This window comes from Marseilla massiliensis, from assembly GCF_023336985.1.
Taxonomy (GTDB): domain Bacteria; phylum Bacteroidota; class Bacteroidia; order Bacteroidales; family Bacteroidaceae; genus Prevotella; species Prevotella intestinigallinarum.
The window spans coordinates 1-15,540 of sequence record NZ_JAMBLP010000009.1 but is presented as its reverse complement, the minus strand read 5'-3'; the positions used below and the strand labels follow the sequence as shown (position 1 = coordinate 15,540).

Genomic DNA, 15,540 nt, shown 5'->3' with positions numbered 1-15,540 from the left:
TGTCGGGTAAACCGGGAATAAGTTTTATTGAACGCCACGACCATTTAGCCAAGTGCTCATGCCCTACATGGCCAAGCAACCAACAGCTCTCGCCTATTCGACGGGCGAGCGCTCACGTCGGGCTTGCCCGCCAATCCAAACGAGCCAGAAGTATGTTTACGACGGCATCACGGCAGCTTATTGTCTTGTCGGAAAATAATGCGCACTGGAACAATGCAAAAACCACACATGATGCCTGTGGCGGTTTGCCTTGTTGAAAAAAGACATGCACAGGCAACAATTAAACATCTAAAAACGACAAAACAAAACGGCCGTCCCTAAGCAAGCCCGCCACCCATCATCGCATTTCGCCCTACCACCAACGTTTCCGTAGGTTGGCTGCTGCGTCGGCATGGCGGCATCGGCAAGCGCATCAAAAGAAAACCCCACCCCCGAACTAACGGGGATGGGGAAAACAAATATGCTATGAAAAAAATTAAATGAAAATATTATTGGTTATTCGGCGTAAGTTATCTCTACCACCTTGACGCGGAGCTGCGTGCCGCCGCTGTTTCCTGTCCAGTCATTGACAATCTTCACCGAGTTGCCGCTCAAGCCGCTGAACGTCACAGTGGTGCCACTCACATTCGGCTTCACCTTGGTTGAGCCGGCCTCAGCATAAAGCTGCGGATTGCCCACATAGTCGGTGCCGTTATAGGAGTCGCACTGCAGCTTGATGCCAACGATGGTCTTGCCCGAAGCCTTCACAGTGAGCGAATTGAGCGCATACATGCGCACACCCTTTGTGGCGTTGTAATACTTCGGATGGTTGTTGCCGCCTTCCTGTGCAAACGTAAGCACAGTGCCGTCGCTGAGGTTGACGTTTTCAACGTCTACGGCATTCTCATAACCAAAGGTGCTGAGGTCGGCCACAAACGTGTCGCCGCTCACCTCGCCGCCACCGGGGTTATCGCCACCGCCGGGCTCGCCTTCGGCAACAACGAGGTTCTTTACCTCCCATGTGCCCGAGCTTGAGTCACAAGAATAATACAGGGCGATGACCACGCCGCTCTTGCCGATGAACTTGGCCGGCACTGCTGCCGAATACTTAGAGAACGTAGTCCAGTCGCGGCCTTCGGTGAGCGTGCCGGTGATGTCGGTCCACTCGGTTGTGGCAGGGTTGCCGGTATAGTTGTCGGTGATGAGCACCTTGTTGTTCACTCCTCCGACAGGCTCCCCGTTGTTGGTCACATAGCGGAGTATGTAGTCAAATTCAACGCTGACGGCCTTTGCCGACGTCAAGTCGATGGCAGGCGACACGAGATAGCTCTCCGACGGGGTTGTCACCTTCGAGGCGTTGTCGTAGCCGCTGGCCTTGGCAGTGCCGAAATCGATTACCCACGGCGTTCCCTTCACCGTGCTTACATTAAATTTTCCAAAGCTGCTGCTGAACGATTCGTTGAGGTATTCGCCCTCACCGCCCTGCGACGGCTTTGTGCCAACCTCCTTGTCGCCAATCTTGGCGTAAGTCACGGTCTTCACACCGGGCACGCGGAAGTAGTTTTCTATGTTGCCGTAGAGTGTCACTTCCTGGCCCAGGTTGGCCTTGTTCTGCACAAGGTTGAGAGCCTCGCGCACCTCGCCGGCAGGCAACTGCACCGGCATGCAGTTGGCAGCAGCCGTCTCTGTTGCGCTGGCAGCGATGAGCAGGTTGGTCATCACAGTGCAGGTGTCGGCTGAGAACACAGCGCCCTGGTCATAGCTTACGCCCGACACATAGCCCACGATGTATCCCTTTACAAACACGCCCGAAGCTGCTCCCTTGGCTATTGCAGCCGTCACGTTGTAAGGCGATGCCTCGGTGCCGTCGCCTTCGCCCTGTTGCGGCGTGTCAGGATTCTCGCCTGCAGTACCCTCGAGCACCTTGAGGTTTTTCACCTCCCATGTTGGTGAGTCGTCGCCACACTTGTAATACAGCGCAACGCGCACGTCGGGCTTGCCTATATAGCTCTCGCCTATGTTGTAGCTGTAGTCAGAGAATGTGGACCAGTCGCGGCCCTCGGTCAGCGTACCGGTGATGTTCTCCCAATTGGTTGTGGTGGGGTCGCCGGTATAAGCGTCGGTAATGAGCACGCTAACAATCTTCGACGGGTCGGCCGTGCCATAGTTTGTGATGTAGCGGAGTATGTATTCAAACTCGATGTGGGCACCCTTGGAGTTGCTCAGGTCGATCATTGGCGACACGAGGTAGCTTTCCGACGGGGTGGTCACTTGCGAAGAGTTGTCATAACCGCTTGCCTTGGCAGTTCCGAAGTCTATCACCCACGGCGTGCCGGTGACGGTATGCACAGTGAACTTGCCGAAGTTGCTGGCGAAAGTCTCGTTGATGTATTCGCCCTCCACAGGGTCTTTTGTCCCCTGGCCGTTAGGATTCTCGTAAGGCGCAGGCACGTCCTCACAAGCAGTAAACGTGAGCGCGGCAATGGCCACGGCCATTATAGTTCTGAATATCTTTTTCATAATCGTCTGGTTGTTGTAATATTATTCTGCTGGTTGAATGTCTTTGTCTGATCTTAGCAATATCTGCCAAGTGTTGTTAAACCGTGTGAAGATGCCGGTAATGTTTACCTTGCCTGTTGGCATGGGCATGGCGGCAAAGTCAGCGTAAGTGCTTGTGCGCACCACCACGTTGCTTGCTTCGTCTATGTTGCGGTTGGCGCAGTTGGCGGTGAGGGCCACGCTGCCGTCCTTTGGGGCGAAAGCCGCCCTTCCGTCGGCTTCCGACAGGGTGACGCCACGGAAGGTCATCAGCTTGGTGCAGTTCTCAAACATGTCCATGTCAGCCGAGAAGTCTGTTATCAATGAGTTGACCTTGGCTGTGTCGATGTCTCCAATGATCTTGAAGTGCTCCTGCCAGGTGAACTTGTCCATGCGTCCTATGCCGCTGTTATATGGCGCCCCTATCTGGCACTGCTTGCGGTAGCCGCCCACATACAGGTCTTTGAGGTTGACAAGTATTTGCTGGCCGATGGGCAGATAGCCGTTCAGGCCTCCCTGCGAGATGCCTATGAGTATTGCCCCGGTCTCGTCTTGAACCGAAATCTGCTGATAGATGTTGCCTGTGACATCGTTGCCTGTCACCCAAGCCTTGATCTGCAAATCCTCATCCACCTTGACAGCCTGGTCTACACTGGCGTTAAACACGCTCGAGTATTTGTCTTTCAACTGTGCAATGGTGATGACGTTGGTCTCCTCAATGCTGTTGTTTCCCCATGGCGAAGGCGTCGTCGAGGGTTCATCCCAATCGCCGTCCATGCATCCGGCGAACGCCAGGCACACGATGGCCAGTAAGAGATATTTTGCTTTTTCCATTGTTCTTTGTGTTTAGAATCGATAAGTGATGTTCAGCATTCCGTTGATTCCATAAGCGTAGTAGAGCTTAGGATTGCGTGAGAACTTATAAGTGCGCTCCTTGTTCACGCTTCCGTCGTCCTTGTAAGACACGTCGCTGCGGCTCTGCTCGAATCCGCCTGTGGTTATCTTGGTGTTGTTGAGGATGTTGGTAAGCATGAGGTTTACCGACAGCTGCCCGTGCTTGAGGTAGATGCTCTTGCCTATTGACGCGTCGAGCATGAACCCGCCCTTGCCCTCAAGCTGCTCCGGCACGGTATAGTCGGTGCCATCAAAGTAGCCGTTGGCCTCGAGCGTGCTCTGGTATCTCAGGTTTGGTGCGTAGCTGAGGTATATGCGGTCGTAGTAGTTACCGTTGAGGTCGATGAACCATCCGCCGGCGTGGTAGCTCAGCCCGACGTTGTATACAGACAGCGGCGTGCCATATTCGCGCATGCCTTTGTTCATGCAGATGTCGTCATACATCACCCCGAGGTTTGAGTTCATGTAACGCACGGCCGAGTTATTGAGGTTCTTCGCCTCGCTTATCGTACCAAACGACTTGATGCTGAACGCAGACGTAATCTTGAAGTCGAGGCCCCACTCCACTCCGTATGCCTCTTTGCGTATGTCGGTGAGCGAAACGTATGAGAAGGCATTGATGTTGTCGAAGTAGAACTGCTGCCACTCTGTCACGTCGGTCATGTTGTAATAGTATGCGTTGATGTTTGCATGGAGCCACGAACAGTCGAGCTGGTAGCCTATCTCGCTGCTCATCACCTTCTCGTTCTTAAGGTTCTTAACAAAGTTGTTGTTTATTTCGGGAGCCTGGAAAGACTCTGATGCCGTAGGCGACTTGGCCTCGTATCCGAAGCCGAGCGTAAGCATGCTACCCCCGCCGAGGTCGGCTGCCACGCCCACCTTGCCTCCACCGTCAAGGAAGCGGGCCGTGCCACTCTTGCCAAACGAGTTGTCCTTGGCCATACCGTTGCGCATCTTGCCGTCGCGCTGCATGGCCGTGCCACCTACCCGACCGCTGATGAATCCCGTCAGCACGTCGTTCTTGAATGTGTATGTAGCCCAAACGTTGGCCTTGTTGACGTTGATGTTGTAGTCGTAGCCAAAGCGGTCGCCCTCGCGCACAACGGCGTTGGGGTTGTTGAGGTCGTACTGCACCTGCTCCGCATCGGCAGCATACGTGCCAAGGGCGTAGGTGTTTATATTATGGTAAATGCTTGCCCCAAGCATATCCTCCATGGTCTGGTAGTGCATTCCCTTCGTGGTAGAGAGCACAAAGCCCATGTCGAGTGATGTGTTTTTGGTCAGGTCAGTCTTCAGCGACGAAGCGAGTGAGAAGGCCAGCTGGTCGTTGTTCTTTGCCTGAATGTAGTACATGGCGTCGGCGCCCTGTGCCGATGCGCCCCTGTTGGCCGCATACAGCCTGTTCCAGTTTATCTGCCTGTTGGCTTTTGAAGCCGTAAGGAAGTTGTATGCCTTGTTCCAGTTGGCCAGCGCCTCGTCGGTGTTGGCCTCGTCGCCTGCCTCCCAAACGTTGTAATAGCTGCTCGGCAGGTTCTTCCAATAGTCGGGCTGGGGGTTCTCACTGTTGTTGTAGTTAAGCTTGGTGCTCTTGTACATGCCGTACTTACCGCTGAGGGCAGTGGTCAGTTTCATCGACTCATTAATGTTCCAGTCCCATGTCAGCAATGCCGTTGGCGCAAAGTCGTTGACCACTCGCGAGTTGCGCACCTTGCCATCCTGATATCCCCAGTATGGGTTGTAATAGTTGCTGTTGGCTATCCAGTAGCTCTCGTCGGTGGCGGGGCCCTGCGACGAGCGCTCGGTTGGGTTGCCCCATGTTACCAAGGCAAGGCTGTGCTTGTCGTTGAACACCTTCTCCACGCCAAGGAAATACGACAGGGAGTTGTAGAATGTGCCCTCAACATACCCCCTGTTTGCCCAGCGGTAGGTCACATTCCCGGTGAAGGCCCATCCCTTCTCTGACAAGCCTGAGTTGTAGGTATACATTCCGCGCACCACATAGTTGCGGTTGGCGCCGCTCAGGGCAAAGCGGTGGCCGGCTGCATAGTGGCTGGGGCGGAAGTTGTAATTGTTTGAACCGGCCAGTGCAGGCATGGCGAATTTGTTGCTCTCGAAGGGCAGCGAGTACTCCACGTCGCGCGACTGGTTGTTCAATCCGCCTATCTGCGAATATCTGAACTGGCCCGACTCGGCATCGTTCATCGGCGCTCCGTTGATGAAAATCTCGTTGTACTTCTGGTCAAGGGCACGGTACCTGAACCGCGCCGGGCTGAACAGATAACCCACCTCCGAAGCATAGATGTTGCTGTTAGAGTTGACGATGATGACATTGTCGGTCATGTCGGCGTCTTCTCCCAGCTGAGCTTCAGTGAAAGTGAACGCCTGCTCGCTCTCCATGTCGGTAGTATGCCCCGTCTGTCCTGTCACTTGGGCTGCTGCCGACGTGGCGCAACACAGGGCGGCCACCGCTAATTTCAGCTTTTTCTGCATAGGTTGTGAATGTTTAGTTATAAATGATTCCAAATTGCAAAGTAACAAAATAAATTCTAATAAAAGAAGAAAAAGACGATAATTTTTTATTAATATCGACGATGCCGGGCCTAATGCATTCATTGGCATGGCACAAGGCATAAAAATATATGTTCGCGCGCGCAATGACGGACATGCCAGATAATTGTTCACAATGCAGCTCGCACAATTGTAAGCCCCCTTGTTTTGCAATGCTGCCGGGGACATACGGCCGCACATAACGCCCCAGGCAGGAAACCGGCAAAGGCCGTAGGGCACGCCAAAGCGGCATGCACCTTAATACACTGGGGCCCAAACAGTTAAGGGAGATGCCCCTTGCTGCAACTTTTTCTTACAAAAATGAGAGCCCGGCAATTTGCCGTCGACAGCAGCCCGCGGCGCGTTTAATTTTTCATTAAAGTTGCAAGAATAAAACGTTAACAGCATGGTAATGTCGACAAAAATTGCGATATTTGCAGAAAAATCAGTTTAGACATGAAGAAATACGTGTTTCTCTTTGCCCTACTACTGTTCATAGGCAGTCGCGGGCTGGCGCAAGGCGAGAAGAAGTTCTCTGTCTACGCCATCGGTTTCTATAACCTTGAAAACCTGTTCGACACCTGCCATGACGAAGGTAAGAACGATTATGAGTACCTGCCTGAAGGCTCCATGAAGTGGAACGGACGGAAATACTCAAACAAGCTGCGCAACATGTCACGCGTGTTGTCTGAGATGGGCACCGACATGCTGCCCAAGGTTGGATGCGCCGCCATCGGAGTGAGCGAGGTGGAGAATGCAAAGGCGCTGACCGACCTCGTTGCCCAGCCGGCCCTCGCCGCGCGCGGCTATAAGTTCTGCCACATAGAAGGCGAAGACAAACGAGGCGTTGACTGCGCCCTGCTCTACAACCCTAAGATGTTCACCGTGCGCAACGTCAAGCTCGTGCCATACGTACAGGCCCTGGCCAAGGACAGCTCTTACAAGACACGCGGCTTCCTTACAGTCAGCGGCACGCTCGGCGGCGAGCACGTGGCAATCATAGTAAACCACCTGCCCAGCCGCTTCAACGGCTCGTTCTACCGCGAACAGGGCGCCAAGCAGATAAAGGCAGTGAAAGACTCGCTCATTAAAGAAGACCCCGACGTCAAAGTCATTGTGATGGGCGACATGAACGACGACCCGATGAACCGCTCGATGGCCGTAGAACTGGGAGCCAAGCGCGAGATATCTGAAGTGGGCGACGACGACATGTACAACCCGTGGTGGAACACACTGAAGGCCGGCAAAGGCACGTTGTTCTACAACGGCAGCTGGAACCTGTTCGACCAAATCATCCTCTCGCCATCGCTCATCAACCGCGACGGCAAGAAAGACTATTCCACACTGAAGTACTTCAAGCACCAGATATTCCGCCGCGACTACATGTTCCAACAGGAAGGCCGCTACAAAGGCAACCCCAAGCGCACTCACGCCGGCGGGGTTTGGCTCAACGGATACAGCGACCACCTTCCCACAGTGGTATATCTCGTGAAGCAACAGAAATAAAGCCGACCGCAAACATGTAGCGGCAGGCAATTGTCGCTGTACGACCAAGGATTGCAGGATAACGGCCGTAAGGCCCGGGGCCCACGTGGCCGCCGCTTCACTGCATTTCACCTGGCCGCACAGCGACAATTTAGGAATATGCCCTGCGGCAGGCCATGCCGCCCCATTGCGGCGGGCCATCACACAGCGGCCAACGCAAACATAACACAACTACAGCAGCATCATGGAAGAACATCCATTCGAACCCTTCCTGCCGGAGCACGCCAGGTTGCTCATGCTCGGCACGTTCCCACCCGCCCCCAAGCGCTGGTGCATGCCATTCTACTACCCAAACTACCAGAACGACATGTGGCGCATCTTCGGGATATGCTTCTTCGGCGACAAGACCCACTTCCTGCTGGAAGAAGAGAAGCGCTTCAATCTCGGGCTGATAAAGCCGTTCCTCATTGAAAAAGGCATAGCCATGTACGACACGGCAGTGAAAGTGAACAGGACGAAAAACACGGCTTCCGACAAAGACCTGCAAATACTGCAGCCCACCGACCTCGACGACATGCTCAACCGGCTGCCGTGCTGCAAGGCCGTAATCACGGCAGGGCAGCTGGCCACCGATGTATTCTGCCGCCACTTCGGCATCGGGCAGCCCAAGGTCGGCGATTACAAGGAGTTCGACTTCAACGGCCGGAGCATACGGCTATACCGCATGCCCAGTTCATCGAGGGCCTATCCCATGAGCCCCGAAGACAAAGCCAAGCAATACAAAATAGTGTTCGATTACCTCAATTTATAACAAACGGCACCACCCGGGCGCAATCCGGCTGCAAGGCTGATGCCGCGCAGCCACCCCGGGGCCAGCATAACAATATTCAAAGATGACAATAATAGGAGTTGCCGGTGGCACCGGTTCGGGCAAGACCACCGTAGTAAAGAAGATAGTAGAGTCGCTGCCGCCCCACTTCGTGTCGGTGGTTCCCCTCGACTCGTATTACAACGACGAGTCGCAGGCCACGCCTGAAGAACGCAAGTCAATCAACGTAGACCACCCGGATGCCTTCGACTGGAAACTGCTCGTAGAGCACGTGCAGGCACTCCGCGCCGGGCGCCCCATAGAAATGCCCGTCTACTCATACTCGGAGTTCAGCCGCCTGCCCCAGACAGAGCACGTGGAGCCCCGCCCGGTGGTGATTGTCGAGGGCATAATGGTGCTGCTCAACAAGAAGCTACGCGACATGATGGACCTGAAGATATTCGTAGACACCGACTCCGACGAGCGGTTCATACGCAACCTTCAGCGCGACGTGATCGAGCGCGGGCGCACCGTGGAGATGGTCATCGACCGCTACCTGCGCATGAAAAAGCCCATGCACGAGCAGTTCATCGAGCCCACGAAGAAGTACGCCGACCTCATCATACCGCAAGGCGGCGAAAACAACATCGGCATACGCATACTGAGAAAGTACATCGAGGGGATAGCCGTCAACGAGTGAGCCGCCACGGCATGGCTGAAAAAGCGCCATGCCGTGGCGGGCGGCGTGTCATGACGGGTCGATGAGGTCGTTGTTGGCCGACTTCTCCACCTGTTTCTTCCACGAATAAATCTTCCACGAGTTTATTATCTCCGTCACCCCATAGAGCAGGCTGCACCACCCCAGTATGACCAACGGCAGCGCAGCGCTCTCCATTGGCTTGATGATGACGTAGAGCCCCACAAGGAGCACCAACGAAGGGCACACCCAATAAACAAAAGCCACGCGCCCAAGGCGGCGTGCGGCGAGCAGGGCCATAAACTGGTTGAGCGCCCCGAGTATGAGTATGGCGCCCAGCACATACATCAACCCGGCCACAAACATGTCGGGCTTTATGGCCAGCAACGCGCCAAATACCACGCTGCCAACGCCGACGATGGGTAACGGGGGCTTGCCCCCACTGATAACGCGCCCCTCGGCATCGGTAATCTTATACGTTGAGGCATTGCGCGCGGCATTGAGATAGGTGGCACACGAAATCACGCCCGACAGCAGGAAGAGCACGCCTATGGCCACCGTTATCCATGTCACGGTGCCGCCCGGATACTGGATGAGCAGCACCCCGACGATGATGGCGCACACGGCACGCAACAATGAACTTCTTAATATTTTCATGATTCTATGGATTTAACGTATTGCAAATATACGGATAAAAACTGTAAGGAACAATTTTTTCGCAACATTTATACTTTGCAACACCACAAATGACCACTCTGTATTTAGCGAGACACGGCGAGACCGTTGACAACGTAAACCAGATAATGCAAGGACAGACACAAGGCCGGCTGACCGACAACGGCATACGACAGGCCGAGGCCTTGCGCGACGAGATGGCATCGGCAACAATCGACGCTGTAATATCCAGCGACCTGAAGCGCGCCGTCGACACGGCCACCATCATTGCCGAGCCCCACCGTCTGCCCGTAGCAACCACAAAGCTGCTGCGCGAACGCGACTGGGGCAGCTTCACCGGCCGCCACATACCCGAACTGAAAGACGAGGTGTGGCCCGACGACATCGAGACGATTGAACAACTTAAGCAGCGGGCAGCCGAATTCATCGGCATGCTGCGACGCGACTATGCCGGAAAGACGGTGCTGGCCGTGGGCCACGGCATTATAAACAAGGCCATACAGGCCGTTCACTACGGCAAAGCCATGCACGAGATACCACGCATGGAGAACGCCGAGACACGCCTGCTGCACATTGTCTGAACCCACCGCCCAAGCCGCCGGCACACGGCCCATGTGGCAAAGCCAGCCACAGCCGCAGCCTGAACACACGGCGGGCATGCAACGGCAAGCCCTTGCCGACGCCTGCGCACAAAAAAACCATGGAAGCCCGCCGCATTTGCTGCAGGCCCCCATGGCAATACATCAATTCTCTATCAACATGCTGCAATGCCCCGTCAGTGTACAGGCAAGCCGCCGTCACCATCAACCGATGGTTATCTGCCGGGCCACCTTGGCCTTGCTGGCCTCTATCTTGGGCAGGTCGACGGTGAGAACACCGTGCTCAACCTTTGCAGAAATCTTGTCCTTGTCTACGTCGTCGGGCAATATCAGCGTCTGCTCATACTTCGAGTATGAAAACTCGTGGCGCAGGTAACGGGTGTTCTTGTCCTCCTCTTTCTTCTCGTCTTTGCTCTCCATCTTTATCGTGAGGTTGCCTTCATCGTTGATGTGAACGGCAAAGTCTTCTTTCTTCAAACCCGGAGCGGCGAGCTCTACAACATAGCCCCTGTCGCTTTCCTTCACGTTGATGGCCGGGGCGGTGGCATTTGCCTTCGGCATGAAGTCTGTATCAAAGAAATCGTTGAACACTGCCGGTATCCATTCTGAGCTTCTTCTAACTGGTGTCATAATCTAATCTCCTATCATTTATGTTGTTAATGTTCTTGTTGACTGTTGCCTCAGCTTTCGCTTCGGCTTTCACTCATGATAGTGCAACAAGCATACCAGCGCCGAAAAGTGTGACGTTTTGACGCAACAGCAAGACAGAATGACAGCGGCGGCATGTTGAAGCAAACCTCCCTGCTGCCGCCCCGATGCCTCTCCACTGTGGCGGCAATCCCTTCACGGCCCTCTTTTCGGTGGCCAAAACGTAAAGAAAAACGGCCTGGCAGACCACGCATTCCGGCCGTCGGACATGCAAAAAGGCCCGCAGGCAATTGCCTGCGGGCCTTTGTCAACCCCCAATAGGCCTTCATACCGCCCGGGATGCGCCTTTCGCGCTATCACGGATTGGCCTTTTGGCCGAAAGCCACCGACTTGGCGGTAAAACAATACCGGGTGCATGGCCAGCGACAAACCATCGGGGGCCACGCCCGGCGAGTCTACTGGCGGCACGTCAGGGGCCGGGTCAGGCCTCCGGGCCGGCCATGGCCTTGAGCACGCCCACCCCCTCTTCCACCGTATTCACGCCGGTGACGACCATCGAACGCTTGCCGTTCTGCTCGCGCAAGTTGCAACGCCGAGGGTTTGCGGCTATGTATTCAAGCACCCTGTCGAACGTCTTGCTCCTGTAGTAGGCACTCTGCGGGTTGCTCACAAAGAAGAGAGTCATGCGCCCCTGCTTGAGCATCACCTTCTCGCAACCCAGGCTCTTGCCGAGCCTGCGCAGCGGAACGACACGCATGAGCTCTTCGCCCACTTGCGGCACCGGCCCGAAACGGTCGACCATGCGGGCGCGGAAGCGCTCCAGTTCATCGTCGCCCTTCAGGCTGTCGAGTTCGCGATAGAGCAGCATTCGCTCGCTGTCGCTGGGCACGTAGCGGTCGGGGAAGTACATCTCGATGTCACTTTCGAGCGCACAGTCGTCGACAAAGGCGTCGCCACCGGCCTCGCCCGCAGCCGCCTCTTCGCTGTAGAGGTCGGCAAACTCGTCGTTTTTCAGCTCTGTCACGGCCTGGTTGAGTATCTTCTGGTATGTCTCGTAACCCAGGTCGGCTATAAACCCGCTCTGCTCGGCCCCGAGCAGGTTGCCGGCCCCGCGTATGTCGAGGTCTTGCATGGCAATGTTGATGCCCGACCCCAGGTCTGAGAAGTTTTCAAGGGCCTCGAGCCTGCGGCGCGACTCGGGGTTGAGGTCGGCCAGCGGCGGGGCGAGTAGGTAGCAGAAGGCCTTGCGGTTGCCCCTGCCCACGCGCCCGCGCATCTGGTGGAGGTCGCTAAGCCCGAAGTTGTGGGCACCGTTTATTATAATGGTGTTGGCGTTGGGGATGTCGATGCCGTTTTCCACGATGGTTGTCGACAGCAGCACGTCGTAGTCATAGTTGGCAAAGTCCATGATGATTTGCTCCAGTTCGTCGGGCTTCATCTGCCCGTGGCCAATGGCAATGCGCACGTCGGGTATGTATTTGCGTATCATCTCGGCTATGTGTGTCAGCTCGCTGATGCGGTTGTTTACAAAATACACCTGCCCGTTGCGGCTCATCTCAAAGTTTATAGCGTCGGTGATTATCTCCGGCCCGAAGGTGTGTATCTCCGTCTGGATGGGGTAACGGTTGGGCGGCGGGGTCTGTATGATGCTCATGTCGCGCGCCCCAACGAGCGAGAACTGCAGCGTGCGCGGTATCGGCGTGGCCGACATGGTGAGCGTGTCGACGTTGACCTTCATCTGGCGCAGCTTCTCTTTCGTGGCCACGCCAAACTTCTGCTCCTCGTCGATGATGAGAAGCCCAAGGTCGTGGAACTTCACCGACTTGCCTATCAGCTTGTGGGTGCCTATCAGTATGTCTATCTTACCGGCCTCAAGGTCGGCAAGCACGGCCTTTGTCTGCTTCGGACTGCGCGCCCGCGTGAGGTAGTCGACCCTCACGGGAAAGTCTTTCAGCCTCTTGCTGAACGTCTGGTAGTGCTGGTAGGCCAGCACCGTGGTGGGCACAAGCACGGCCACCTGCTTTGAGTCGCATGCCGCCTTGAACGCCGCCCGCACGGCCACCTCGGTCTTGCCAAAGCCCACGTCGCCGCACACAAGGCGGTCCATGGGGCGCTGCCGCTCCATGTCGGCCTTGACGTCGTTGGTTGCCTTGAGCTGGTCGGGGGTGTCCTCGTAGAGGAAACTGGCCTCGAGCTCGTGTTGCATGAATGTGTCTGCGCTGTAGGCAAAGCCCTTCTCGTGGCGCCGCTTGGCGTATAGCTTTATTAGGTCGCGGGCAATGTCCTTTATCTTCTTCTTCGTCCGCTCCTTCAGGTGCTCCCACTGCCCGGTGCCGAGATGGCTCAGCCGCGGCGGCTCACCGTTGTCCTGCGCCTTGTACTTCGACACTTTGTAGAGCGAATGTATAGATACATAGATGGCGTCGCCGTGCTGATACTGTATCTTTATCATCTCTTGGTAACCGTCGCCCTGCGGCATCCGCACCAGCCCGCCGAAGCGGCCGATGCCATGGTCGACGTGAACCACGTAGTCGCCCACCTCAAACTGCTTTATCTCCTTGAGCGTCAGGGCCACCTTGCCGCCACGGGCCTTGTCGGAACGGAGACTGTATTTGTGGAAGCGGTCGAATATCTGGTGGTCGGTGAAGAAGCACATCCGCAGGCTGTTGTCGGCAAACCCCTCGTGCAGGGTGCGGTTGACGGGCGTGAAGTCGATGCCCGACACAGGCGCGCATGCCTGCCCCGGCGCCACTGTTGCCGCCCCGGCGCCGTGGGCAGCGCCCTCATGGCCGGCCTCAACAGCGGCAGCCGTGCCTCCGCCGGCATCGTTGCGTGCGCCGAGAATCTCTTTCAGGCGCTCGTTTTGCTTCTGGCTGTCGGCAAGTATAAACAGCCTGTAGCCCTTGAGCACATAGTCTTCGAGCGAACGGTGCAGCAGGTTGAAATTCTTGTGGAACAGCGGCTGTGGCGTAGTGTCAAACGTTATGGTGGCCTCGGGCAGCGTGGCGTGGCGCCGCCCAAGCTCTATCTGCCTGAACCCCGAGGCCGAATCGGCAAACACCGAGGGGCTAACCAGCTGCACATCCTTGCGCATCTGCTCGCGCACGGCCTTCTGCTCCATCTCGGTGAGGCCCTCCATGCGCTCGGCCACGGCCTGGCGCGAAAAGCCCTCGTCGTAGATGCGGGCCACCGAATCGCGCACAAAGGCAAAGTTGCGAGCCACCAACACGGCGTCGGCGGGCAAAAACGACAGCAGCGGCACACGGCCCTCTACGAGCCCTGCCAGCTCGGGCACTATCTCTATGCGGTCGCGCGTCTCGCGCGACAACTGCGTCTCCACCTCGAAAGTACGTATGGAGTCGATGTCGTCGCCAAAGAAATCGATGCGGAACGGAAACTCGCAACTGTATGAATAGACGTCGAAGATGCTGCCGCGGCGGGCAAACTGGCCCGGCTCGTAAACATAGTCTACTTCTTTGAAACCAAAACCGACGAGGGTCTTCGACAGCTGGCCCACATCGGCCGACTGCCCCACGGAAAGCTCTACGCGCCGGCTGTCGAGGCGCTTGCGCGACACCACGAGCTCGGCCACGGCGTCGGGATAAGACACTATGTAAAGAAAGCCACCCCCAACAGAGGGGCCTTCGCCAGTGCCGCCGGCCACGCGCGCCAGCACTTCTGTGCGCAGTATCTCGCTGGCGGCATCGCGCTGCCCGTACTTCACGGCCCTGCGGTATGACGATGGGAAAAAGAGCACGTTGCCGTCGCCGAGCAACTGAACGAGGTCGTGGTAGAAATAACCGGCGTCGTCGGCATCGGCCAGCACAAACAGAAGCACCGACGGCAACCTGCCGGCCACCGAGGCAAACACCACTGGGGCCGCCGAGCCTACCAGACCCTCAAGGGCCAGCGAGCGCACGCCGCCCTTGCCGAAAGCCGCCACGAGGGCGCCAGCCTGTGGCATCCCCGCGTATAATTGATTTATTTCCTTGATATCCATTGCTAATACGGCGGCAAAGTTACATCAAATCGAAGAAAACACAAAACGATTGCCAACCAAAAGGAGATTGCGCCGAAAAAGTTTCGCAACGCAACCACATCGACACCAACAAGCAAAGGGGCACGCGACGACACACGCGAAGCATTGGCCAAACAACAGATGCCACCGAGACCCGACTGAGACCGAAACTGCCGCCATGTGCCCTACGCGGGGTGTAGTGAACCACCGTCCCCACCCCACCGGCACGAGAGGGCCCTTGCCGAAAGCACCCCAGGGCACGTCGGTACGCCGCCACCTGCGGCACTGCGTAACACACAGGATGACAACACGGCTCACCAGATAATTCAAGGAGCCTTTTTAGGAGTTAAGAAGTTAGGAAGTTAAGGAGTTAAGACAATAGTTTAGTGTATATTTTGAAGTTAAAGAGGCAAGGAGTTAGAGAGAGTTAGAAGAAGTTATATGGAGTTAGAGGACGATAGCATAGACTATCATCGTGCAGCCCTTTCTTAATTTTTAATTCTTTGCTCGGAGTGCAGACAATAGTTATGGAAACATGGGAGCTCTGGGAGCATGGGGGAAAGTGTTGCAGGAAGATAGTCAAATACTATTGTCTGTACTCCTGAACTCCTGTACTCCTGTACTCCTAAAAAGCCCCAATGTTTATCGGGTG

The 15,540-nt window shown here is 55.9% G+C and carries 10 protein-coding genes; 4 read left to right on the top strand and 6 right to left on the bottom strand.

Features of this window, described 5'->3' with window-relative positions; genetic code table 11:
• Window positions 1–495: 495 nt before the first annotated feature.
• From M3089_RS08085 to M3089_RS08075, 3 genes are read right to left on the bottom strand one after another with little or no spacing between them, the layout of a single operon-like run.
• Window positions 496–2,499, bottom strand: coding sequence for a DUF6359 domain-containing protein (locus tag M3089_RS08085; RefSeq protein ID WP_249083215.1), 2,004 nt, complete (start codon window positions 2,497–2,499; stop codon window positions 496–498).
• 21 nt (window positions 2,500–2,520) lie between these two features.
• Window positions 2,521–3,351: a DUF5689 domain-containing protein gene (locus M3089_RS08080; protein WP_205109343.1), complete on the bottom strand. Its 831-nt coding sequence runs from the start codon at window positions 3,349–3,351 to the stop codon at window positions 2,521–2,523.
• A 12-nt stretch (window positions 3,352–3,363) separates the two neighbouring features.
• Window positions 3,364–5,901 (bottom strand): porin family protein, encoded by a 2,538-nt coding sequence (locus tag M3089_RS08075; protein WP_205109341.1) that lies wholly within the window; start codon window positions 5,899–5,901, stop codon window positions 3,364–3,366.
• Window positions 5,902–6,414: 513 nt separating this feature from the next.
• On the opposite strand from M3089_RS08075, the gene M3089_RS08070 reads away from it, so the two are divergent.
• From M3089_RS08070 to udk, 3 genes are all read left to right on the top strand, one after another.
• Window positions 6,415–7,464: an endonuclease/exonuclease/phosphatase family protein gene (locus M3089_RS08070; RefSeq protein ID WP_249083213.1), complete on the top strand. Its 1,050-nt coding sequence runs from the start codon at window positions 6,415–6,417 to the stop codon at window positions 7,462–7,464.
• Between the two features lie 223 nt (window positions 7,465–7,687).
• Window positions 7,688–8,254, top strand: coding sequence for a uracil-DNA glycosylase family protein (locus M3089_RS08065; protein ID WP_249083212.1), 567 nt, complete (start codon window positions 7,688–7,690; stop codon window positions 8,252–8,254).
• Between the two features lie 82 nt (window positions 8,255–8,336).
• Window positions 8,337–8,951, top strand: coding sequence for a uridine kinase (gene udk / locus M3089_RS08060; protein WP_249083210.1), 615 nt, complete (start codon window positions 8,337–8,339; stop codon window positions 8,949–8,951).
• A gap of 48 nt (window positions 8,952–8,999) precedes the next feature.
• Here the strand turns inward: udk and M3089_RS08055 are convergent, their stop codons facing one another.
• Window positions 9,000–9,605, bottom strand: a complete 606-nt coding sequence (locus M3089_RS08055) for an HdeD family acid-resistance protein (protein WP_249083208.1) — start codon at window positions 9,603–9,605, stop codon at window positions 9,000–9,002.
• A gap of 89 nt (window positions 9,606–9,694) precedes the next feature.
• On the opposite strand from M3089_RS08055, the gene M3089_RS08050 reads away from it, so the two are divergent.
• Entirely contained in the window at window positions 9,695–10,204 is a 510-nt protein-coding gene (locus M3089_RS08050; protein WP_249083206.1) for a histidine phosphatase family protein, read from the top strand.
• A gap of 222 nt (window positions 10,205–10,426) precedes the next feature.
• Here M3089_RS08050 and M3089_RS08045 read toward each other — a convergent pair whose 3' ends face one another.
• Both M3089_RS08045 and mfd read right to left on the bottom strand, forming a co-directional pair.
• On the bottom strand, window positions 10,427–10,852 hold the full coding sequence (locus tag M3089_RS08045; RefSeq protein WP_205109332.1) for an Hsp20/alpha crystallin family protein: 426 nt from the start codon (window positions 10,850–10,852) through the stop codon (window positions 10,427–10,429).
• Window positions 10,853–11,351: 499 nt separating this feature from the next.
• On the bottom strand, window positions 11,352–14,870 hold the full coding sequence (mfd, locus tag M3089_RS08040; protein WP_249083204.1) for a transcription-repair coupling factor: 3,519 nt from the start codon (window positions 14,868–14,870) through the stop codon (window positions 11,352–11,354).
• Window positions 14,871–15,540 lie beyond the last annotated feature (670 nt).

What these genes read in the sequence shown, in the direction of transcription:
- M3089_RS08085 (WP_249083215.1), bottom strand. Translation starts at nt 2,499, where the DNA reads ATGAAAAAGATATTCAGAACTATAATGGCCGTGGCCATTGCCGCGCTC.
- M3089_RS08080 (WP_205109343.1), bottom strand. Translation starts at nt 3,351, where the DNA reads ATGGAAAAAGCAAAATATCTCTTACTGGCCATCGTGTGCCTGGCGTTC.
- M3089_RS08075 (WP_205109341.1), bottom strand. Translation starts at nt 5,901, where the DNA reads ATGCAGAAAAAGCTGAAATTAGCGGTGGCCGCCCTGTGTTGCGCCACG.
- M3089_RS08070 (WP_249083213.1), top strand. Translation starts at nt 6,415, where the DNA reads ATGAAGAAATACGTGTTTCTCTTTGCCCTACTACTGTTCATAGGCAGT.
- M3089_RS08065 (WP_249083212.1), top strand. Translation starts at nt 7,688, where the DNA reads ATGGAAGAACATCCATTCGAACCCTTCCTGCCGGAGCACGCCAGGTTG.
- udk (WP_249083210.1), top strand. Translation starts at nt 8,337, where the DNA reads ATGACAATAATAGGAGTTGCCGGTGGCACCGGTTCGGGCAAGACCACC.
- M3089_RS08055 (WP_249083208.1), bottom strand. Translation starts at nt 9,605, where the DNA reads ATGAAAATATTAAGAAGTTCATTGTTGCGTGCCGTGTGCGCCATCATC.
- M3089_RS08050 (WP_249083206.1), top strand. Translation starts at nt 9,695, where the DNA reads ATGACCACTCTGTATTTAGCGAGACACGGCGAGACCGTTGACAACGTA.
- M3089_RS08045 (WP_205109332.1), bottom strand. Translation starts at nt 10,852, where the DNA reads ATGACACCAGTTAGAAGAAGCTCAGAATGGATACCGGCAGTGTTCAAC.
- mfd (WP_249083204.1), bottom strand. Translation starts at nt 14,870, where the DNA reads ATGGATATCAAGGAAATAAATCAATTATACGCGGGGATGCCACAGGCT.